Consider the following 21,197-nt stretch of genomic DNA (forward strand, 5'->3'; position numbering starts at 1 on the left):
ATCATGAATTATTTAATTCTAAGCATCTTACTAAAAGTGATAGATGTTTACACTTATCTACTGATTGCTTATGCCTTGCTATCATGGTTTCCAGGGGCTTATGACACTACAATTGGTCGTTTCATTATTGGCGTTGTTGAACCTGTTATTGCTCCATTTCGAAAATTGAAATTACAATTCTTTGGATTAGATTTCACTATCTGGATTGTCATGATTGCTTTCAATATTTTAGCACGTTTCCTCGTGTACCTATTGATTTGATTATGGTTCAAAATAGCCTATATCAACACTATAGGAAAGAAGAATATGACTTTGTTGATAAAGTGAGAGACCTTATTAACAAAGTAGAGTCAACTTACACGATGGATGTGACTGAATTTTTCAATCCTAGGCAGGTTGAAATTGTAAAAAGTCTCTGCCATTATTACGGTGTACAAGTCTTTGCATCTAGCGATTACTATGACATGGAATATGCTAAAGTTATTATTGCACCTGAATACTATGTCTTTGATTTTTTAGATTTTAATATAGCTTTAGTCGAAATTTCTTATAATGCTAAGTTCAATCAGCTTACTCATAGTCAGATTATGGGTACCTTAATTAATCAACTGGGTATTAAACGAACTGTTTTTGGAGATATTCTTGTTCAATCAGATCGTGCTCAGCTGCTTGTCGATAGATCTATATTATCCTATTTTACATCTCATATTGCTAAAATAGGAAGAGCAAGTGTGACACTAAAAGAAATTGATTTTTCAAAGCTCTTGGTTCCAGAAAGTCAATCTCAATCTATTGAAATTCTTGTTTCCAGCATGAGATTAGACAAGGTTCTAGCGGCTGTTTTAAAAATCTCAAGAAGTCAGTCGACAAAGCTAATTGAGGCAGATAAGGTAAAAGTAAACTATCGACAATCGAATAAGATTTCAGAAATGCTCCAAATTGGAGATAAACTCAGTATTCGAGGTTTTGGTCGATTTTCTATTGTTTCAGATAATGGATTATCTAAAAACGGAAAGTACAAGTTAACAATAGATAAAATGATACACAAATAAGGAGAAGTTGAATGGCACTTACAGCACTTGAAATTAAAGATAAAACATTTTCAACAAAATTTCGCGGATACAGTGAAGAAGAAGTTAATGAATTTCTTGATATTGTTGTAGATGATTACGAAGACTTGGTTCGTCGTAACCATGATCAAGAAAATAAGATTAAAGACTTGGAAGAAAAATTGGCTTATTTTAATGATATGAAAGAATCATTGAGTCAGTCAGTTATTTTGGCACAAGAAACTGCAGAAAAAGTTAAAGCATCAGCTAACACTGAAGCTTCTAATCTTGTAAGTAAAGCTAATTACGATGCACAACATTTGTTAGATGAAGCAAAATCAAAAGCAAATGAAATTTTACGTGGTGCAGCTGATGAAGCTAAACGTGTAGCAGTGGAAACTGAAGACTTAAAACGTCAAACTCGTGTTTTCCACCAACGTCTAGTTGCTTCAATCGAAGCACAGCTTGGTTTGGTACAATCTCCTGAGTGGGATGAATTATTACAACCAACGGCTACTTACCTTCAAGGTTCTGATTCAGCTTTTAGAGAAGTTGTTGAAAAAGTCTTGGATGAAAAACTTCCTGAAACAACTGATGAAGCTTCAATTGATGCAACACGTCAATTTTCAGCAGAAGAAATGGAAGAATTGCAACGTCGAGTAGATGCTGGCAATAAGCAATTGGAAGAAACTCAGCAATTTGAGGTTTTCCAAGAAAATCCAGAGCTTAACCTCAGTGAAACACAAACCTTTAAATTAAATATTGAAGAATAAGAAAAACAGTATTTAAATCTAATATTACCAGCGAGTAAGTGATGGTGCGAGACTTACAATCCCTTAGATTTATAATCATCCTTTTCTTTCTTTCTGTCTGAATAAGATTAAGACAGAAGGTCTCATTCACCTTACGAATGAAAGAGGGAGTAGATTGATTTTGCTTGTTTTTGAACATAGCAGAGCATCTATTCTGAAAAAAGGTGGTACCACGAACTTTCGTCCTTTACAGGCGGAAGTTTTTTTGTACCCTGCAATTAATGATAATAATTTATAAAATGTTAGAGGAGATGTAATGAAATTAAAAGAAACCCTTAATTTGGGAAAAACTGCTTTTCCAATGCGTGCTGGTCTTCCAAATAAGGAACCACAATGGCAGAAAGAATGGGAAGAGGCAAATATTTATGACAAGCGTCAACAGTTAAACGCTGGTAAACCTGCCTTCCACCTTCATGATGGACCTCCATATGCCAACGGTAACATCCACGTTGGACATGCTCTTAATAAGATTTCTAAAGATATCATTGTTCGTTCAAAATCAATGTCAGGTTTCCGTGCACCTTACGTACCTGGTTGGGATACTCACGGGCTTCCAATTGAGCAAGTATTGGCTAAGCAAGGGGTTAAACGTAAAGAATTAAATCGAGCAACATACCTCAAGATGTGTCGTGACTATGCTCTTTCACAAGTTGATAAACAACGCGATGATTTTAAACGTTTGGGTGTTTCAGCAGATTGGGAAAATCCATATGTAACACTTTTCCCTGAATATGAAGCAGCACAAATTCGTGTCTTTGGAGCTATGGCAGATAAAGGTTACATCTATCGTGGTGCTAAACCAGTTTACTGGTCATGGTCATCTGAATCTGCACTTGCTGAAGCAGAAATTGAATACCACGATATTGATTCAACATCACTTTACTATGCCAATAAAGTTAAGGATGGTAAAGGTGTCCTTGAAAATGGTACATATATCGTTGTTTGGACAACAACGCCATTTACAATCACAGCTTCACGTGGTTTGACAGTTGGACCTGATATGGACTATGTTCTTGTTCAACCTGCCGGAGATAGCCGTCAATTTCTTGTAGCTGAAGTCTTGGTTGACACTTTGGCTGAAAAGTTTGGCTGGGAATCTTTTGAGCTTGTTTCTAAGCATAAAGGTGCTGAACTTGAGTACATTGTTACTGAACACCCTTGGGATGCTGAAGTTGAAGAACTCGTAATCCTTGGGGACCATGTTACAACAGATTCAGGTACAGGTATCGTCCATACTGCACCATCATTTGGTGAAGACGACTACAATGTTGGTATGAAATACGGTTTGGAAGTTTATGTGACAGTTAACGAACGCGGTCTCATGAATGAATTAGCTGGTCCTGATTTTGAAGGACAATTCTATGACAAAGTTGTTCCTACTGTTCTTGAAAAATTAGGTGATTTGCTACTTGCCAAAGAAGTCATCAACCACTCATACCCATTCGACTGGCGTACTAAGAAGCCAATCATCTGGCGTGCTGTACCACAATGGTTTGCCTCAGTTTCTAAATTCCGTCAAGATATTCTTGATGAAATTGATAATACTAAGTTCTACCCATCATGGGGTCACACTCGTCTCTTTAACATGATTCGTGACCGTGGCGACTGGGTTATCTCACGTCAACGTGCCTGGGGCGTTCCGCTTCCAATCTTCTATGCTGAAGATGGCACAGCTATCATGATAAAAGAAGTAACTGACCATATTGCTAATCTCTTTGAAAACGAAGGATCAATCATCTGGTGGGAACGTGATGCTAAAGACTTGCTTCCAGAAGGTTTCACTCACCCAGGCTCACCAAACGGTATCTTTGAAAAAGAAACGGATATCATGGACGTTTGGTTTGACTCAGGTTCATCATGGAACGGTGTTATGAATGCCCGTGAAGAACTTGCTTACCCTGCTGACCTTTATCTTGAAGGATCTGACCAATACCGTGGTTGGTTTAACTCTTCATTGATTACATCTGTTGCAGTTAATGGCCATGCACCATATAAATCAGTCTTGTCACAAGGTTTTGTTTTGGATGGTAAAGGTGAAAAAATGTCTAAATCTAAAGGCAATATCATCTCACCTAACGATGTAGCAAAACAATACGGTGCTGAAATCCTTCGTCTCTGGGTGGCTTCTGTTGATACTGACAATGACGTTCGTGTATCTATGGAAATTCTTGGACAAGTTTCTGAAACCTATCGTAAAATCCGTAATACCCTTCGTTTCTTGATTGCTAACACTGCAGATTTCAATCCAGCAAGCGATAAAGTTGCTTTTGAAGACTTACGTGCAGTTGATAAATATATGACAATCAAGTTCAATGGTCTTGTTAAGACTATCCGTGATGCTTACGAAAACTATGATTTTTTGGCAATTTACAAGTCTGTTGTAAACTTCATCACAGTTGATTTGTCTGCCTTCTATCTTGATTTTGCCAAAGATGTTGTCTACATTGAGGCTGCTGAATCTCAAGCACGTCGTCAAATGCAAACAGTCTTCTATGACATTTTGGTCAAAATCACTAAACTATTGACACCAATCTTGCCACACACAGCAGAAGAAATCTGGTCTTACCTTGAGCATGAAGCAGAAGAATTTGTTCAACTGGCTGAAATGCCAGAAGTTGTAAACTTCTCTAACCAAGAAGCTATCTTGGAAGAATGGGATGCCTTCATGACTTTCCGTACACAAGCCCAAAAAGCACTTGAAGAAGCTCGTAATGAAAAAGTTATCGGTAAATCATTGGAAGCTCATTTGACAGTTTACGCAAGCCAAGAAGTGAAAACTCTGCTCACAGCACTTGACAGTGACATTGCTCAATTGCTCATTGTTTCACAATTGACTGTAACTGAAGACGCAGCTCCAGAATCAGCAGTTACCTTTGATGATGTTGCCTTCACAGTTGAACATGCACATGGTGAGGTTTGTGACCGTTGCCGCCGCGTGGATGAAACTGTAAAAGAACGCAGCTATAATGCACTTGTTTGTGATCACTGTGCTCAAATCATTGAAGAAAACTTCACTGATGCAGTAGCGCAAGGATTTGAAACAAAATAAGATTCAGACCTGATTAGTACATAGAATCTTGACATATAATAAAAACCTGCAGGAATCAATATTTTTCTTGTAGGTTTTTTGGGGTTTTAGGGATTTTCGAAAATTGTCTATGGTCAATACTCTTCGAAAATTAAAATGATACTTTGTTTACTTCACCTTGCCGTACTTTAGTACTGCCTACGTCTTGTCGCCTCGTCTGACTTTGATTTTCAGTGAGTATGAGTAGAATAATATTCAAAAAATAAGATTATATGAGGAAATGAGATGAAATCAGTACTAGGGTAAGGCAAATTGAGTCAATTAAGGTATAGTAAATTTCTTTATTTTGGTAATAAAAAAAGCAAGTCAGGGATGACTTGTCTTAATTACTAATTGGAAATGAAATTTCAATTAATTTTGGTGTGTGAATAGTTTGTAATTGATCCATTTTGACAATTTTACTGTCGATTTTACGCTTGAGGAAGAAATCACGGATAGCCTCTAGTTCATTATCTTTGATAGCACGGTGCTTATTTGTAATCAACAACTCATAATGTTTAGGTGCTTGGGTAAAAATGACATCAGTATTGCCAGCTGAATAGATTTCAACTAATTTTGCATCTGTATTCCGGAGCTGATTTCTAACTAAATCTGCATGGCTGTCTGTCGTGTTGATAAGTCTCATTATTTTCCTCCTTTGATTCTCATAGTTTTATTATAGCACGATTTGAATGATTGGGCTTAATTTTTATAAAGTTTTTGCCATTCTGTGATGCCCCACTTATGGCTTCCACGTTTTAGTTTTTCAATAGCTTCGCTTATATCAAACCATGCAAGGTTATTAAAATCTTCCAGTGGTTTGTCAACTTGCTTGAATCCAGTCACTTCATAAATATATGCTGGATTGTAGTAGTGAGTATCGCGATGACTTGAATAAAAGTACTCATCAGCTTGTCCGAAATATTTTCCGATTTCAGCCGTAAATCCAAGTTCTTCAATTAATTCGCGTTCAAGAGCTGTCATATGATTTTCTCCAGCTTCAATTTCCCCTCCTGGCAGAAACCATGCACCGTTTGGAGCTTGAACTAGAATAATTTGTGTTTTGTCAAGATTGGGAATAACAGCGTAGACTCCGTAACGTGCTTTGTAGTCAACACCATCAATTTTTTTACCGAAAGTTGGATTGGTCATAATATTTCTCCTTTGTGATTATTATACTAAAAATCATTACACTTGCCCATCGAAAGTGTTCCGTGATTTAGAGAAAATTTTACCCCTTATTCTAGGATTTAGGATAAGGGGTAAGTTATTATGAATACCTCATTTTAATGAGCATCTTTAACTACTTATTCGGCTACAATTGTTTCTTCTGCTTTTTTAACTTTTTGAGCTGACTTAATGACTATTTTTCCATTACTTGTCATAATAGCTTTAAGGTCTTTTTCAGTTGGATTTTCAAGGTAGAAGTCGGTAATGGCATCTTCGATGTAGTCTTGGATGGTACGACGGAGTGGGCGGGCACCCATTTTTGGATCGTAACCCAGTTCTACCAATTTTTCCTTAACCTTAGCAGTTACTTCAAGATGGATACCATTATTAGATAGGCGCTCATTGACATCATTAAGCATAAGATCAACGATGTGGAGGAGATTATCCTTGCTGAGGGCTTGGAACTCAATGATACCATCAAAGCGGTTCATGAATTCTGGGCTGAAGTAGTTGCTGAGTTCACCAAGAACAGAGTTTGTACGTCCTTCGCGTGCAGCTCCAAAGCCAACTGAAGCTTCAACTTTTCCTGTCCCAGCATTTGATGTCATGATAATGATAGTGTCCTTAAAGCTGACTGTACGACCTTGTCCGTCAGTCAATCGACCATCATCTAATACTTGAAGGAACATATGCATCACATCTGGGTGAGCTTTTTCGACCTCATCCAAGAGGATAAGAGAGTAGGGGTTACGGCGAACTTTTTCTGTCAATTGGCCAGCTTCTTCATAGCCAACATAGCCTGGAGGGGCACCGACAAGTTTAGCCACACTGTGTTTTTCCATGTATTCTGACATGTCGAAGCGGATCATACTGTCAGCAGAACCAAAGAGTTCAATAGCTAATTGCTTAGATAATTCAGTCTTACCAACACCAGTTGGACCAACAAAGAGGAAGGATCCGATTGGACGGTTTGGAGTACCTAGTCCAACACGATTGCGTCGGATAGCTTTAGCAATTTTATCTACGGCATCATCTTGACCAATAACGTGAGATTTCAAATCTTCGGCTAAGTGAATGAGCTGAGATTGTTCTTTTTCTTTCAAATCACCAACTGGAATGTTAGTTTTCTCTTCAATGATAGCTTCGATTGTTTTTTCAGTAATAAGAGGAATATCCTGGTCTGTGACAGTCTGCTGCTGCATTTCCTTGAATTTGGCGATTTGGTCGCGGTAATAGGCTGCGCGTTCATAGTCTTCATCGCGTGTAGCTTGCGCTTTCATGTTTTCAGCTTCAATCAAACGTTGATCAATTTCCTTAGGATCGACGAAGTTGAGGGTTAGATTCATCTTAGAACCTGCTTCATCTAAAAGGTCAATGGCCTTGTCAGGTAAGAAGCGGTCTTGTATGTAGCGATTAGAGAGAATGGCAGCCGATTCGATAGCATCTTCACTGTATTTAACGTGGTGGTAGTCTTCGTATTTCTTTTGAATACCTTTAAGAATAGTGATGGTTTCTTCAACTGAAGGTTCATCAACTTTTACTGGTTGCATACGTCGTTCAAGAGCTGCATCCTTTTCAATAATGCGGTATTCGTTAAGAGTAGTTGCACCGACTAATTGGAGCTCTCCACGTGCAAGGGCTGGTTTGAGGATGTTTCCAGCATCCATGTTACCATCGCCTGCTGAACCAGCACCAACAATTTCATGGATTTCATCGATGAAGAGGATAACATCATTACGGTTGCGAATCTCTTCCATGAGTTTTTGCATACGCTCTTCAAATTGGCCACGTATGCCAGTTCCTTGAACAAGGCTAACCACATCTAATCGGATAACTTGTTTGCCCTGAAGTTTTTGTGGGACATTGCCGTCAACAATTTTCTGAGCAAGTCCTTCAACAACAGCTGTTTTACCAACACCAGGTTCCCCAATTAATACTGGGTTATTTTTAGTACGGCGGTTTAGGATTTCAATAACACGAATGATTTCAGCGTCACGTCCAATAACTGGATCGATGTCCCCACGTCGGGCAATGTCAGTTACGTTGATACCAAATTCTTCAAGCAAGCCATTTGGTTTTTGGTTAGCTTGTTGTTGACCTGGTCCACTTGGACGACGGTTGTTGCCTGCTCCGCCATTGCCCCCATTACCGCCAGCTTGAGTAGGAGGGGTATTTGGGAGGTTATCGCTGAAAGCGCGGAAGTTATTGAGGTCACCAAAGAAATCCTCAAAGAATGGATTAAGGGAACTTGACTGTCCTTGATTAGAACTTTTAGGTGTGTTACCTAGACCACCTAAAATTGAATTATTAGGATCTGTTTTCATAATTTGATAACAATTTTGGCAAAGGTCAACTTGGCGTTGTTGACCGTTTACGTTTGTGTAGAGATGTATAGTTGATTCGTTTAATTTACAGTTTTGACAGAGCATAAACGTGCCCCCTTTCGTGATTTGTTGCCTCTTTGATCTTTAGTCAAAGATGGTCAAACTTTATGCTTCTATTATAGCACTAGCAAGATAGAAAGCAAGTAAAAAGTTTCAAAAATTAGCACTTTCTTATATAGAGTGCTAACAACCTATTTGGATCTCTACAGACCTGATTTTGAAGATAAGCTACTGGGACGATTATTTTTGACAGGAAGATATAAAGTACTGATCCCTACTATTTTCCTGTTAACCTTTGAATACTTATGACTTTTTCTTGACAGAATGAATAATTATGCTAAAATAAAGTATATTATGTAGAAAGAATTGGATAAGACTATGGTTAGGAATAATTCATTTTTAAAAGAGATTGATTTTACTAAGGAAGAACTTAATGATTTGATTGATTTGGGTCTTAAATTTAAAGAACTCAAGAAGGCTAGAATTCCGCATAAATATTTAGAAGGTCTTAATATTGCCTTGATTTTTGAGAAAGCCAGTACGAGGACTCGATCAGCCTTTACAGTAGCTGGTCAAGATTTGGGGATGAATGTTACTTACCTTGGTTCAGGTGAAATCCAGCTTGGTAAGAAGGAGTCTGTTATTGATACAGCCAAGGTTTTAGGTTCTATGTTTGATGGGATTGAATACCGTGGCTTTAAACAAGAAGATGTTGAAGCTTTGGCTGAATATTCTGGTGTGCCTGTCTGGAATGGCTTAACAGATACTTGGCATCCAACTCAGATGATTGCTGACTTTATGACCCTTAAAGAGCATTTTGGGAAATTGGAAGGTCTGACTATTGCCTATATCGGTGATGGCCGTAATAACATGGCGAATTCACTTTTGGTAACATCAGCTATCTTGGGAGTTAACGTTAAGATTATTGCTCCAGCTGATTTGCAACCTGAGGCTGAAATTGTGGCAATAGCAGAGCAGTATAACAATGGAGCTGAATTGACTATCACAGATGATGTTGCTGCAGTCAAAGGTGTTGATATGCTCTACACTGATGTTTGGGTTTCAATGGGTGAGGAAGTTGATTTTAAAGAAAGGATTGATTTGCTCTTGCCATACCAAATTAATGCAGACTTGCTTGCTAAAGCTGAAAATCCAAATCTTGTTGTTATGCATTGTCTGCCTGCTTTCCATGATCTCAACACAGAGATTGGTAAGGAAATCTATGAGACTTACGGACTTGCTGAACTTGAAATCACAGATGAAGTCTTTCAAGAGCACAGTTCTACTATTTTCCAAGAGGCTGAAAATCGCATGCACTCAATCAAAGCGATTATGTATCAATCGCTAAAATCGCTCTAAAGTGGTGACGAATAGACCTATTTGTGTTAAAATAGAGAAGACAAAAAACGAATAGGAGAATAACATGGAATCACATTTGGTGAGAATCATCAACCGTCTCGAGTTGATGACTACTGATGGTAGCAATCTCAAACGTAATTTTGAACGTGATGGTGTTGTTGTAGCAGAAGTTTCTTTCAGCAACGACCCTGAAAATGGTCCAGTTTTCACATTGCGTGATGTTGAAGCACGTGAGTCTTACTCATTTGATAGCATTGACCTTATTGCAATGGAAATCTATGATTTGCTTTATTAAGAAGTTAAAACTCGCTGAGCGGGTTTTTTTCTTTGGGAGATTGGTATTTTTATGCAATTTGTGTTATAATTAGCTGATTACTAGTTTGAGGTATTTACTATGAATTTTTCATTCCTGCCCACTTATTGGGGCTACTTTAACTATGGGGTTCTTGTAACCATCATGATATCAGCCTGTGTCGTATTCTTTGGGACAATTCTAGGGATTTTTGTTGCCCTAATGAAGCGCACTAATATAAAAGTGTTGGACTGGTTGGTAAGTTTTTACGTTTGGGTTTTCCGTGGTACACCTATGGTGGTACAAATCATGATTGCCTTCGCTTGGATGCACTTTAACAATGCTCCTATTGTTGGATTTGGTGTTCTTGACCTTGACTTCTCTCGACTCTTGCCTGGTATTATTATTCTTTCTTTAAATAGCGGAGCTTATATTTCTGAAATTGTCAGAGCAGGTATCGAGGCAGTTCCAAAAGGACAACTTGAAGCAGCATACTCACTAGGTATTCGTCCAGTTAATGCAATGCGTTATGTTATCTTGCCACAGGCATTTAAAAATATCTTACCCGCGCTTGGTAATGAGTTTATTACTATTATCAAGGACTCTTCACTCTTGCAAACAATTGGTGTTATGGAACTCTGGAATGGTGCACAGTCAGTTGCGACAGCAACTTATTCAACTGTAGCTCCGCTCTTGTTTGCGGCATTTTACTATTTAATGGTAACAACAATTTTGTCTGCTGGACTTAAAGTTGTTGAAAAACGTATGGCTCAAGGAGGGAACCACTAATGGCTGAGTCACTTATCTCCATCAAAGACCTTCATAAATACTTTGGTAAGAATGAAGTTCTAAAGGGTATTGATCTTGATATCAAAAAAGGAGAAGTTGTGGTTATCATTGGACCATCAGGTTCAGGGAAATCAACCTTTCTTCGTACCATGAATCTTCTTGAAGTTCCGACTAAGGGTCTTATCGAGTTTGAAGGTGTTGATATCACTGATAAGAAAAATGATATCTTCAAAATGCGTGAAAAAATGGGCATGGTTTTCCAACAGTTTAACCTTTTCCCAAATATGACTGTTTTGGAAAACATTACACTTTCACCAATTAAGACAAAAGGGATTGCTAAGGCTGAAGCTGAAGCAAAAGCTTATGATTTACTTGAAAAAGTTGGTCTTAAAGATAAAGCAAATGCCTATCCACCAAGTCTTTCAGGTGGTCAGCAACAACGTATCGCCATCGCGCGTGGTTTGGCCATGGATCCAGATGTATTGCTCTTTGATGAACCGACATCAGCCCTCGACCCAGAAATGGTTGGTGAGGTACTGAGTGTTATGCAGGACTTGGCAAAATCAGGAATGACCATGGCCATTGTAACCCATGAAATGGGCTTTGCTCGTGAAGTTGCAGATCGTGTTATTTTCATGGATGGCGGAGTCATCGTAGAAGAAGGAACACCACAACAAGTCTTTGAAAATACCCAAGAAGAACGTACCAAAGATTTCTTGAGTAAAGTTTTATAATTCTTTTAAGAGGCTGAGCTTATGCTCGGCTTTTTCATTTTGTTTATTATTTATAATTATTCTAAATAGTGCTCTGTTTTATTTAGAATAGCTCTAAATAGTGTATAAAATACAGAAAAATATTCATTTTTGCTTAAAAATGAGTCTTTTTTATGTTATAATGATTCAAATGCTTTGAGCTACTCAAACAAATCAATTGAATATTTTAATTAAGGAGGTCAGTCTCTTGCATATGTTACAAGCTAAGATAGGAGTGTCTTATAAAATTGTCAGTATTCATTTACCAGCAGAAAGTCAGCGTCATCTTTCCAATCTTGGTGTCAAGGTGGGTACGTCTTTCAAATTAGTTTCTAAGACCACTTCAAGTGCGATTTTGATGCTTAAATCTAGTCGCTTGGCTTTTGACAAATCCATCTTGGAAAAAATTGATGTGGTTGAGGAGACAGTAGATAGACAAGCTCTGCCATTGTCAGAGCTAAAGGTTGGGGAGTTTGCTTATGTTGATGGGATTTTTGCCCTTGCTGAGACTAAACGCCGCCTCATGGACATGGGGCTGACGCGTCATACCAAAATTTATCTGCGGAAAGTTGCTCCTCTAGGGGATCCCATTGAGATTAGCCTGCGCGGTTATGAATTGACCCTACGTAAGTCAGAGGCCCAGATGATCAGTGTGGTAAAAGTGAGTGAGGAGGAAGGACATGACTGAAATTGCTTTAATCGGAAACCCCAATAGTGGTAAGACTAGTCTCTTTAACTTATTAACCGGCACCAATCAGCGAGTTGGAAACTGGCCGGGGGTGACGGTTGAACGTAAAAGTGGGACGGTCAAGAAAGATAAAACTATCCAGGTTCAGGATCTTCCCGGAATCTACTCCATGTCTCCTTACACGCCAGAGGAGAAGGTGGCCCGTGATTACCTTCTTAGCAATCATGCTGACTCAATTCTCAATGTTGTGGATGCTACAAATCTGGAACGTAATCTCTATCTGACAACTCAGCTCATCGAAACTGGGATTCCAGTAACATTGGCCCTTAATATGAGTGATGTCCTTAAACAAGCTGGAAAATCCATCAGCACTTCAAAGCTATCTTATCAGCTTGGAATTCCTGTCGTTGCTACTAGTGCGGTTAAAGGCTTTGGGGTTGATAAGGCTGTCAAAATAGCTGCGCAGACTACTAAAGAAAGTGTCAGTCAGATTCAATATCCTCTATATGATGACAAGTTTGAAGCAGCGTTGGCCGAAATTATTGACATCCTTGGTAATTCTGTTCCTGAGCGGTCAGCACGTTTTTATGCTATCAAGCTTTTTGAAGGCGATGCCTTGGTTGAAGAAGATTTGAACTTATCAGATTTTCAAAAAGCAGAAATCAAAGATATCATCACCATTACTGAGGAAATTTTCACGGAAGATGCCGAATCTATTGTCATCAATCAGCGTTATGATTTTATTGAGCGCGTGGCTAAGATGGCTCAGAGTCAGGATAGTGATTTTAAATTGACCCTTTCAGATAAGATTGACAGGCTTGTGACTAATCGCATTTTGGCCATGCCAATCTTTGCCTTGGTTATGTTCTTGGTTTATTTTCTATCGATTCAGACGGTTGGGACCATGTGGACTGATTGGGTTAATGAAGTCCTCTTTGGTGAATTGGTTCCAGGCTGGGTTCAGGCTGGTCTGGACTATCTTCAAGTAGCAGACTGGCTGGAATCCCTCATTATTGATGGTATTGTGGCTGGTGTCGGAGCAGTCCTTGGTTTCCTGCCTCAGATTTTTGTTCTCTTTGTCTGTCTGGGGATTTTGGAAGACATAGGGTATATGAGTCGGATTGCCTTTGTCATGGATAGGATTTTCAGACGCTTTGGCTTGTCTGGTAAATCGTTCATTCCGATGTTGATTGCCACAGGTTGTGGTGTTCCGGCTATCATGGCCAGTCGGACCATTGAGAATGAACGTGACCGTCGTATTACCATTATGACGTCAACCTTCATGCCTTGTTCGGCTAAGTTGGAAATTATTGCCCTTATTGCTGGGGCCTTTTTCCCTGACAATCCTTTCGTTGCACCGTCGACTTATTTCCTTGGCCTTTTAGCCATTGTCCTGTCAGGAATTGCGCTTAAGAAGACCCGTGTCTTGGGTGGCTATGCTAGTCCCTTTATCATGGAATTGCCTAGTTATCATTTGCCAAAGATAATGACGGTGCTTCGCTATGGTTTTACCAAGGCCTTGAGTTTTATGAAGAGAGCCGGAACCATTATTTTCAGTTTGACGGTCATGATTTGGTTCCTCTCATCTTATAATATGTCCTTTGAAGCGGTAGAGACAGACCAGTCCATTTTAGCCAGTCTTGGTCAGTCAGTCGCTTGGATTTTCCAACCGCTTGGTTTTGGCAACTGGAAGGCTGCTGTGGCTGCCTTTACAGGTCTGGCTGCCAAGGAGACTGTGGTTGCAACCTTTGGTATTCTCTATCATGATAGTTCTCAAACAGGTTTAGCTCAAGCGCTCTTAGGTGATTACTCAGCCTTAGCAGCTTATTCATTCTTGGTCTTCAATTTGCTTTGTGCCCCTTGTTTTGCGGCTATCGGAGCTATCAAGCGTGAGATGAATGACCTCAAATGGACCCTTGCTGCTATTGTTTTTCAAACGGGGCTTGCTTATGTGGTCAGTCTTATGATTTATCAGTTTGGACTAGTTTTGCTATACGGACAAAAAGTGTCCCTTTGGACATTTGTGGCTCTAGCTCTGCTATTTACCCTAGGATACTTTATTTTGAGAAAACCAAGGCAAGTAGAAGAAGTCATTAGCTTGGAAACACTTGGCATGGTGCAGGAATAGGAGGAAAATATGGCAACAGTTATTATTACTGGATTGATTGGTATTGCTGTTATTTGGGGCTTTCGCTCTTTTATCAAGGGCAAGGGCTCCTGCGGTGACTGCAACTGTGGCTGTCCTGTTAAAGCAGAAATGCAAAAGACAGGAAAGATGAAATAAAGAAAAGAGGCTTGTCCGATTGGGCAAGTCCTTTTAAGTGTTGAAAATTCATCTCATATTTACTTCAGTGGTAGTTGGATAGTCACCAACAAGCCTGGTTTGTTGTCCTCGAATGTTATGCCTCCCTTGTGAAGAGAGATGATTTGCTTGGTAATGACGGTTCCCATGCCATGGGTATCATAGTTGCGAGATTTCTGGTTGAGTTCCAAAATTTTGTCAGGAGAGATTATCCCATTATCAGCAATCTTAAGGATAGCCCACTCTCCCTCTTGGACAAGTGACAACTGAATTTTGCTGTCCTGATTGTGAGTCAGGCTATTGAGCAAGAGGTTGTTGATGGCTCGCGTCAGCAAGGTTTTATTTCCAGATAGGACTGTGGCATCATGAGGCAGGTCAAAGCTTAAATCTAAATCCTCATAATTATTGTAGAAATCAGCAATGATTTGTCTGAGTAAGCTGTTGAAATCAAACTCAGTCATTTCCTGATCAATGTCATGGTTCTCAAGGAGATAGCTCATGTTGAGGTTGGAAATGATGCCTTCCATCTTGTGGATATTAGCCTCAATTTGCTGGGTTTGTTTATTACTGCCCTGGGCTGATTCCAGCTGATTGATGTAGCCCAGAATGAGAGTCAAAGGATTTCTGAGGTCATGGCTGATGCCACGTATCCAATGGCTGCGCAGGTCCTTGTTTTCAATGAGGAGCTGGGAAGTCTGGTTGAGAGCAGACTTGATTTCTGACAGGTTACCCTTCTCATCTAAAGCAACAGGCTGGTTGTCTGATAAGTCTGCCAATGCTTGAGTAATAGGCTTAAATTCCTTGCGAAGTTTCACCTGCGAACGGTAGTAAATCAAGAACAGTAAGACTAACAAAACAAGTCCAATCATCAAGGATAGTTTGATAAAACTGTAGAGGTCGCTGATGCGATAATAGTTTCCGGGCATCTTAGCATAAGTATCTTTGGGATAACCTAAGATGAGAAGTTTCTCGCCCACAACAAAATTGAAGACAGGATAATCATCTAAATACCAACGAGAGGCACGCGCGATATCAACAAGTGAATAGTGATGATTCAATTCATCAGGCAGCTGATAGGACTGTGAGATTTGTCCATCAGCTTCTAAAACCATAAGCCAAACATCCTCTTTTTCAAGGAATTCCTGATTTTTCTTTGAGACAAGGACTTGGTCATTTGAAATTAAGCTATTAGCAATATCTGAAGGGCTAGTCTCATTAAAGAGAGTCCCCTTGGTCATGGAAAAAGCACCAAAGATAAAGAGAGCCAGAGCGACCACAAAGACAAAAAGAAGGGTCAAAAAATAGCGTAACAGTGTCTTAGAAAAATACTTAAACGTTGTCATCTAGTCCACCCGTAACTGGTAACCCAGCCCCTTAATGGTAATGAGATGAACGGGCTTGGACGGATTAACCTCAATCTTCTGACGAATCTTTCTGATATGAGCCATGAGCGTATTTTCATAGCCCTGATACTGCTCACCCCAAACACTAGCCAGTAGATTGTCAAAAGTGACAATCTTATTTTTATGGTCATACAGGACCCGAAGCAGACTAAACTCCTTGGCAGTCAAGGGGATTTCTTGATTTTCTTTGATAATGGCTGCGCGCTCAAAGTTAATGAGACAGCCAGTCAGCTGGACCAGCTCATCTTGCTGGGGATAGCTGCGCTTGAGAATTGATAAGAGCCTTAATTCAAGCTCCTTGGGCCGAAAAGGCTTGACGATGTAATCATCCGCACCCAGTTCAAATCCCTGGTATTGTTTTTCAATATCAGACACCGCTGACAGGAAAAGTACAGGCATGGTTGATTTTTTTCGGATATGTCTGAGCACTTCAAAGCCTGAGCCATCTGGCAACATGATATCTAAGATTGCTAGATCAAAGGATTCTCTATTAAGCAGGTCTAGGGCTTGAGTTTGACAGTTTGCAGTTGTCAAATTAGTGAAGCCAGCAATAGCCAAGCTTTCTGTGATTACCTGTAAAATATCAGGATTATCATCTAAGATGAAAAGTTTTCTGTTTTTTATCTTCATAGGTCTTACCTCAAAAACTAGTATAGCATAATCAGTCCCGTCAGCTCTGCTATTTCCCAAAAATTAAGGAAGAATTAAGGAAGGGAAGATGGAGAGGTAAGGTGGGGGCGCTATACTAGAGGTGTCAAGAAGGAGGACATCAAATGACAACAATGATTGAACTTAAAAATGTTAAGCGTGTGTTTGGTAAGCAAGTAGCAGTTGATTTGAGCGATTTGCATATTGAGCAGGGAGAAATTTACGGGCTGATTGGTCCAAATGGTGCAGGAAAGTCAACCATTATGAAAATGATTTGTGGTCTCTTAGAACCCAGCTCTGGTCAGGTTAGTGTGGCGGGTGCTGCCATGTCAGAGGCTAATAGGATTGGCATATTAAAGCAAATTGGTTCCCTTATTGAAGAGCCAGCCTATTACGATAATCTGACTGGTTTTGAAAATATGCAAATTTTAAAGGAGCTCAAAGGTTTGACGAATCATGATGTGGCTGAAGCCTTAGCTATTGTTCGCTTGACTGACCATAAAGACAAACGTGTCAAACACTATTCGCTGGGCATGAAGCAAAGGCTCGGTATTGCCATGGCTATCATGGGGCGCCCAAAGTTGATTGTTTTGGATGAGCCGACAAATGGACTTGACCCACAGGCGCGTGAAGAGATTCGTAGGCTCATTCGTAGCTTACCTGAAAAATTTCACACAACGGTCATGATTTCTTCCCATGCCCTAGATGAAATTGAAAAAATGGTGACCCAGATTGGTATTATTGGCAAAGGAAAACTTCTTTATCAAGGAACTGTTGAACATTTTAAGAGTCAACACAGCGGTCATATCTGTCTTAAAACATCAGCTGATGATAGCGTTTTGACGCTTTTGGAACTTGATGATCGTCGAGTTCAGTTGACTGAGCAAGGTCTTATTATGCCACATGTTTCAGATAATCAGGTTGCTCAAATGGTTAGGACAATAGTTGAAGCAGATATAGCTGTCTATAGGATTGTTGAAATGACTAAGTCCTTGGAAGAACTCTTTATTGATTTTACAGCCAGCGATATCTTGTAGGAGGATGCCATGTTGAAATTGTTTAAGATTGAAGTGAGAAAATACCGTGGCCTACCAGTGCTGAGACTGTTAGTGGCTTCTATGGTTATATCACTTTTGTTTGCTAGTATGCAGATTTTTGACCCAAAAACTGTAGCAGATTTGGCTAATCAGGTAAAACTCTATCAAGTCTGGGATGCAGTTGCTCTTGTCAAAATTATCATTCAGCCTGTTATCCTAGCTAGTCTGGTTAGTCTTGCGGTGCAGTTGGAAAATCGTCACAAGATGTGGAAGGTTTTGACCAGTAGTGGGGTAGATTATAAGTCCATCTACACTGTCAAGTTCTGTTACATCTTTGGGGTTTATTCAGTGATGCAGATTTTAGAAATCCTAGCCATAACTGGTCTAATCAAGATGCGTGGCTACACTGCCAGTATCCCGATAGGAAGAGTAGTTTTGTATTGCTTGTCCATCCTAGCCATTTCAGGAGTCATTATGCTTATTCATTATATCCTGTCTCTCAAATGGTCCAATCAGTTGATTAGCTTGTCTCTTGCAGTCTTAGCATCCTTGGTCAGCATTATCATGATTTTTATTTCAAAGACTGTTATGTATGTTATTCCTTATACTTGGTATAGTTTTCTCATGGCAAGTCAGCCACAGTCGAAAGGGGATGGCTTTGTTTATCATATCCTAGATTTTGACTATTATCCTTTGATTGCTTCACTAGTCCTTGCTTTGGTCCTTTACCAAGCTGGTAAACATGTAAAGATTGGAGATTAAGATGACCTTATTTAAAGTTGAAGTGTTAAAATTACGTCGGGCAAGATTGTGGCTACCACTTTTAATCATGCCTCTCTTATCCATTCTATACGGAAGCCTAAACTATGCTGGCAACCAAGGAATTTTACAGAAAGAATGGTTGAGCCTGTGGACTCAAGTCTATCTCTTTTATGGTCTATTTTTCTTTCCATGTATAGTGGGAATTGTCTGTGCCTATATTTGGTATGGTGAACACAAGCATCATAATGTCAAACTATTGCTGACCTCAGCCTATTCTTTAAGAAAGATTATTTGGGCTAAAATGCTGGTTGCCTTTGTTTTGGTTATGCTATCGCAAGTTTATTTTTTAGGGCTCTATTCATTGAGTGGCCTATTCTTCCATTTTAAGATGGCTTTTCCGTTAGAATTGATTTTCTTGGCGCTTGTAGCTAGTTGTTTTTCTATAGGATTGGTTGCTATCCAGTCTTACCTTTCCTTGGTAGTTAAAAGCTTTGCACCGCCAATTGCCCTATCAATGTTAGTAGGTATTCTAGGCTTCCTCCTTTCTGTGCAAAATATCATCCCTGAGCTCAGCTATGTTCTAGCTTCATCAAAATTATCCAGTTTGATGAACCAGACTAATACGACTCACCTTGCCCTACCACTGAGTATGTGGATTCGCTTTATTATTTATACCACTGCAATAGTTACCATTTCTCTCTTCCTTCAAAAGAAACATTTGAAAGACTTGATGAAATAAGGCTTTAGAATCTTCAGAAAAGGAAGTGACATGACTTCCTTTTTTGGTTATAATAGGGTCATAGTATTGATTTTGAGGAGATGTAACGATGACGACGATTATTGATGGTAAAGCGTTGGCGCAGAAGATGCAGGCTGCCCTGGCTAAAAAAGTTGCAAAGATGAAAGCAGAAAAGGGAATTGTCCCTGGTCTTGTCGTGATTTTGGTGGGAGATAACCCAGCAAGCCAGGTCTATGTGCGTAATAAGGAGCGCTCTGCCATTGCCGCAGGCTTTAAGAGTGAAACAGTACGCCTTTCAGACAGCACAAGCGAGGAAGAACTGCTTGACCTGATTGCTAAATATAATGCGGACGACAGCTTCCATGGGATTCTGGTTCAGTTACCGCTTCCTGCTCATATCAATGATAAACGTATTCTCTTGGCTATCGATCCTAAAAAAGATGTGGATGGCTTCCACCCTATGAATACGGGACATCTTTGGAATGGCCGTCCTCAAATGGTTCCCTGTACACCAGCTGGTATCATGGAAATGCTGCGCGAATATGATGTTGAATTGGAAGGGAAAAATGCTGTTATTATCGGTCGTTCTAACATTGTTGGAAAGCCTATGGCTCAGCTTTTACTTGATAAGAATGCCACAGTAACTCTAACGCATTCTCGTACACGTCACTTAGCTGAAGTTTGTCGCCGTGCTGATGTCCTCATCGTTGCTATTGGTCAAGGCCACTTTGTTACTAAAGACTTTGTCAAAGAAGGCGCTGTTGTCATCGATGTTGGCATGAACCGCGACGATAATGGCAAACTCATCGGTGATGTTAAGTACGATGAAGTCGCACCGCTTGCCAGCATGATTACACCGGTTCCAGGTGGCGTTGGCCCAATGACCATCACCATGCTTATGGAACAAACCTACCAAGCTGCCCTCAGAAGTGTGACCAAATGATTATTGATGAAAACCTTGCTCGCCAAGTTGTTCAACCTCGTCAAAGTCAGAGCCACAAGGGATCCTATGGCCGTGTCCTCCTAATCGGTGGACTCTACCCATACGGAGGTGCCATCATCATGGCGGCCCTTGCTTGTGTCAATAGCGGAGCTGGCTTGGTGACAGTAGCCACAGACAAAGAAAACATCCCAGCTCTCCATGCCCATCTGCCTGAGGCCATGACCTTTGATCTAGCAGAAGAAGACAGATTGCGTGAGCAGATGAAATCGGCTGACCTCATCCTCATCGGCCCTGGCCTGGGAGAAGACCAGCTGGCGCAGAAGGCTTTTGATTTGATCTTGGAACAGATTTCAGCCCACCAGAAGCTAATTATCGATGGCTCTGCTCTAAACCTCTTGGCTAAAAAAGAACAAGTCAACTTTCTGACCAATCAATTAGTTCTGACACCTCATCAGAAAGAGTGGGAGAGACTATCGGGCCTAGCCATTTCTGAGCAGACTGATGCCAATAACCAAGCTGCGCTCCGCCATTTTCCAAAAGGAACTGTGCTAGTAGCTAAATCTCACCAGACTAAGGTCCTGCAGGGAGATTTGCTTGGAGAATTGCGAGTGGGTGGACCTTATCAAGCCACTGGGGGTATGGGAGATACCTTGGCCGGCATAATTGCAGGTTTTTTGGCCCAGTTTCAGTCTGGAAATTTTGAAACGGTAGCTGCAGCAACCTATCTTCATTCGGCAATTGCTGATGAACTTTCCAAGGAAGCCTATGTGGTATTACCCACTAAGATTAGTGCTGAGCTACCTAAGGTAATGGCCAAGCTAAGTAATACTCTTTTAAAATTAAAATGATGGACGTCGGTTTCGACTTGCCCTACCCTGCTCTGCCTTCGTCTCACATTCTCGTCTGATTTTGATTTTATTTGACTATAAGATGAATAATATAAAAACGACTGCTAGAAGCCTGATAACACAGGACAACTAGCAGCCGTTTTTATATGCGGT

Annotated in this window: 21 protein-coding genes; 16 read left to right on the plus strand and 5 right to left on the minus strand. The window is 40.0% G+C overall.

Translation table 11 applies throughout. The features are described 5' to 3' along the window. Positions 1-3: 3 nt before the first annotated feature. The 4 genes from F601_RS0110085 to ileS all read left to right on the plus strand — a co-directional run bounded on the left by F601_RS0110085 (position 4) and on the right by ileS (position 4,910). Positions 4-261: a YggT family protein gene (locus tag F601_RS0110085; RefSeq protein WP_018165562.1), complete on the plus strand. Its 258-nt coding sequence runs from the start codon at positions 4-6 to the stop codon at positions 259-261. Then, positions 261-1,052, plus strand: coding sequence for a YlmH family RNA-binding protein (locus F601_RS0110090; protein ID WP_026183188.1), 792 nt, complete (start codon positions 261-263; stop codon positions 1,050-1,052). The genes F601_RS0110085 and F601_RS0110090 overlap by 1 nt, the downstream gene beginning before the upstream one ends. Positions 1,053-1,063: 11 nt before the next feature. Next, the gene (locus tag F601_RS0110095) at positions 1,064-1,822 is read left to right on the plus strand and encodes a DivIVA domain-containing protein (RefSeq protein WP_018165564.1); all 759 of its coding nucleotides are present in this window, start codon (positions 1,064-1,066) and stop codon (positions 1,820-1,822) included. A gap of 295 nt (positions 1,823-2,117) precedes the next feature. Continuing rightward, entirely contained in the window at positions 2,118-4,910 is a 2,793-nt protein-coding gene (ileS, locus tag F601_RS0110105; RefSeq protein WP_018165566.1) for an isoleucine--tRNA ligase, read from the plus strand. A gap of 361 nt (positions 4,911-5,271) precedes the next feature. Here the strand turns inward: ileS and F601_RS0110110 are convergent, their stop codons facing one another. The 3 genes from F601_RS0110110 to F601_RS0110120 form a co-directional block, all read right to left on the minus strand. Then, positions 5,272-5,574 carry a DUF1827 family protein gene (locus F601_RS0110110; protein WP_018165567.1) on the minus strand — a complete coding sequence of 101 codons (303 nt, stop codon included), beginning with the start codon at positions 5,572-5,574 and terminating at the stop codon, positions 5,272-5,274. 56 nt (positions 5,575-5,630) lie between these two features. Beyond that, positions 5,631-6,080, minus strand: a complete 450-nt coding sequence (locus F601_RS0110115; RefSeq protein ID WP_018165568.1) for an NUDIX hydrolase — start codon at positions 6,078-6,080, stop codon at positions 5,631-5,633. Between the two features lie 155 nt (positions 6,081-6,235). Beyond that, positions 6,236-8,527, minus strand: coding sequence for an ATP-dependent Clp protease ATP-binding subunit (locus F601_RS0110120; RefSeq protein ID WP_018165569.1), 2,292 nt, complete (start codon positions 8,525-8,527; stop codon positions 6,236-6,238). A 333-nt stretch (positions 8,528-8,860) separates the two neighbouring features. On the opposite strand from F601_RS0110120, the gene argF reads away from it, so the two are divergent. From argF to F601_RS12950, 7 genes are all read left to right on the plus strand, one after another. After that, a complete protein-coding gene (gene argF, locus F601_RS0110125; RefSeq protein WP_018165570.1) occupies positions 8,861-9,841 on the plus strand; it encodes an ornithine carbamoyltransferase in 981 nt (326 codons plus the stop codon). A gap of 64 nt (positions 9,842-9,905) precedes the next feature. Further along, entirely contained in the window at positions 9,906-10,136 is a 231-nt protein-coding gene (locus F601_RS0110130; protein WP_004230761.1) for a DUF1797 family protein, read from the plus strand. 99 nt (positions 10,137-10,235) lie between these two features. Further along, on the plus strand, positions 10,236-10,922 hold the full coding sequence (locus F601_RS0110135; protein ID WP_018165571.1) for an amino acid ABC transporter permease: 687 nt from the start codon (positions 10,236-10,238) through the stop codon (positions 10,920-10,922). Beyond that, positions 10,922-11,656, plus strand: coding sequence for an amino acid ABC transporter ATP-binding protein (locus F601_RS0110140; protein ID WP_018165572.1), 735 nt, complete (start codon positions 10,922-10,924; stop codon positions 11,654-11,656). Before F601_RS0110135 ends, F601_RS0110140 begins: the two co-directional genes overlap by 1 nt. Before the next feature lie 232 nt (positions 11,657-11,888). Then, positions 11,889-12,362 carry a ferrous iron transport protein A gene (locus tag F601_RS0110145; protein WP_018165573.1) on the plus strand — a complete coding sequence of 158 codons (474 nt, stop codon included), beginning with the start codon at positions 11,889-11,891 and terminating at the stop codon, positions 12,360-12,362. Continuing rightward, positions 12,355-14,490: a ferrous iron transport protein B gene (gene feoB / locus F601_RS0110150; RefSeq protein WP_018165574.1), complete on the plus strand. Its 2,136-nt coding sequence runs from the start codon at positions 12,355-12,357 to the stop codon at positions 14,488-14,490. The genes F601_RS0110145 and feoB overlap by 8 nt, the downstream gene beginning before the upstream one ends. Positions 14,491-14,499: 9 nt before the next feature. After that, positions 14,500-14,646, plus strand: coding sequence for a FeoB-associated Cys-rich membrane protein (locus F601_RS12950; RefSeq protein ID WP_018165575.1), 147 nt, complete (start codon positions 14,500-14,502; stop codon positions 14,644-14,646). Between the two features lie 59 nt (positions 14,647-14,705). Here F601_RS12950 and F601_RS0110160 read toward each other — a convergent pair whose 3' ends face one another. After that, positions 14,706-16,007, minus strand: a complete 1,302-nt coding sequence (locus F601_RS0110160) for a sensor histidine kinase (protein ID WP_018165576.1) — start codon at positions 16,005-16,007, stop codon at positions 14,706-14,708. After that, a complete protein-coding gene (locus F601_RS0110165) occupies positions 16,008-16,697 on the minus strand; it encodes a response regulator transcription factor (RefSeq protein ID WP_018165577.1) in 690 nt (229 codons plus the stop codon). Between the two features lie 143 nt (positions 16,698-16,840). Between F601_RS0110165 and F601_RS0110170 the strand changes: the two genes are divergently transcribed. The 5 genes from F601_RS0110170 (at position 16,841) to F601_RS0110190 (ending at position 21,044) form a co-directional block, all read left to right on the plus strand. Further along, a complete protein-coding gene (locus F601_RS0110170; RefSeq protein WP_018165578.1) occupies positions 16,841-17,752 on the plus strand; it encodes an ABC transporter ATP-binding protein in 912 nt (303 codons plus the stop codon). A 9-nt stretch (positions 17,753-17,761) separates the two neighbouring features. Then, positions 17,762-18,514, plus strand: coding sequence for an ABC transporter permease (locus F601_RS0110175; protein WP_018165579.1), 753 nt, complete (start codon positions 17,762-17,764; stop codon positions 18,512-18,514). 1 nt (position 18,515) lies between these two features. Further along, positions 18,516-19,253, plus strand: coding sequence for an ABC transporter permease (locus F601_RS0110180; RefSeq protein ID WP_018165580.1), 738 nt, complete (start codon positions 18,516-18,518; stop codon positions 19,251-19,253). Positions 19,254-19,341: 88 nt separating this feature from the next. Further along, positions 19,342-20,196, plus strand: a complete 855-nt coding sequence (locus F601_RS0110185; RefSeq protein WP_018165581.1) for a bifunctional methylenetetrahydrofolate dehydrogenase/methenyltetrahydrofolate cyclohydrolase — start codon at positions 19,342-19,344, stop codon at positions 20,194-20,196. Then, entirely contained in the window at positions 20,193-21,044 is an 852-nt protein-coding gene (locus F601_RS0110190; protein WP_018165582.1) for an NAD(P)H-hydrate dehydratase, read from the plus strand. Before F601_RS0110185 ends, F601_RS0110190 begins: the two co-directional genes overlap by 4 nt. Positions 21,045-21,197 lie beyond the last annotated feature (153 nt).

This window comes from Streptococcus henryi DSM 19005 (assembly GCF_000376985.1).
Taxonomy (GTDB): Bacteria; Bacillota; Bacilli; order Lactobacillales; family Streptococcaceae; genus Streptococcus; species Streptococcus henryi.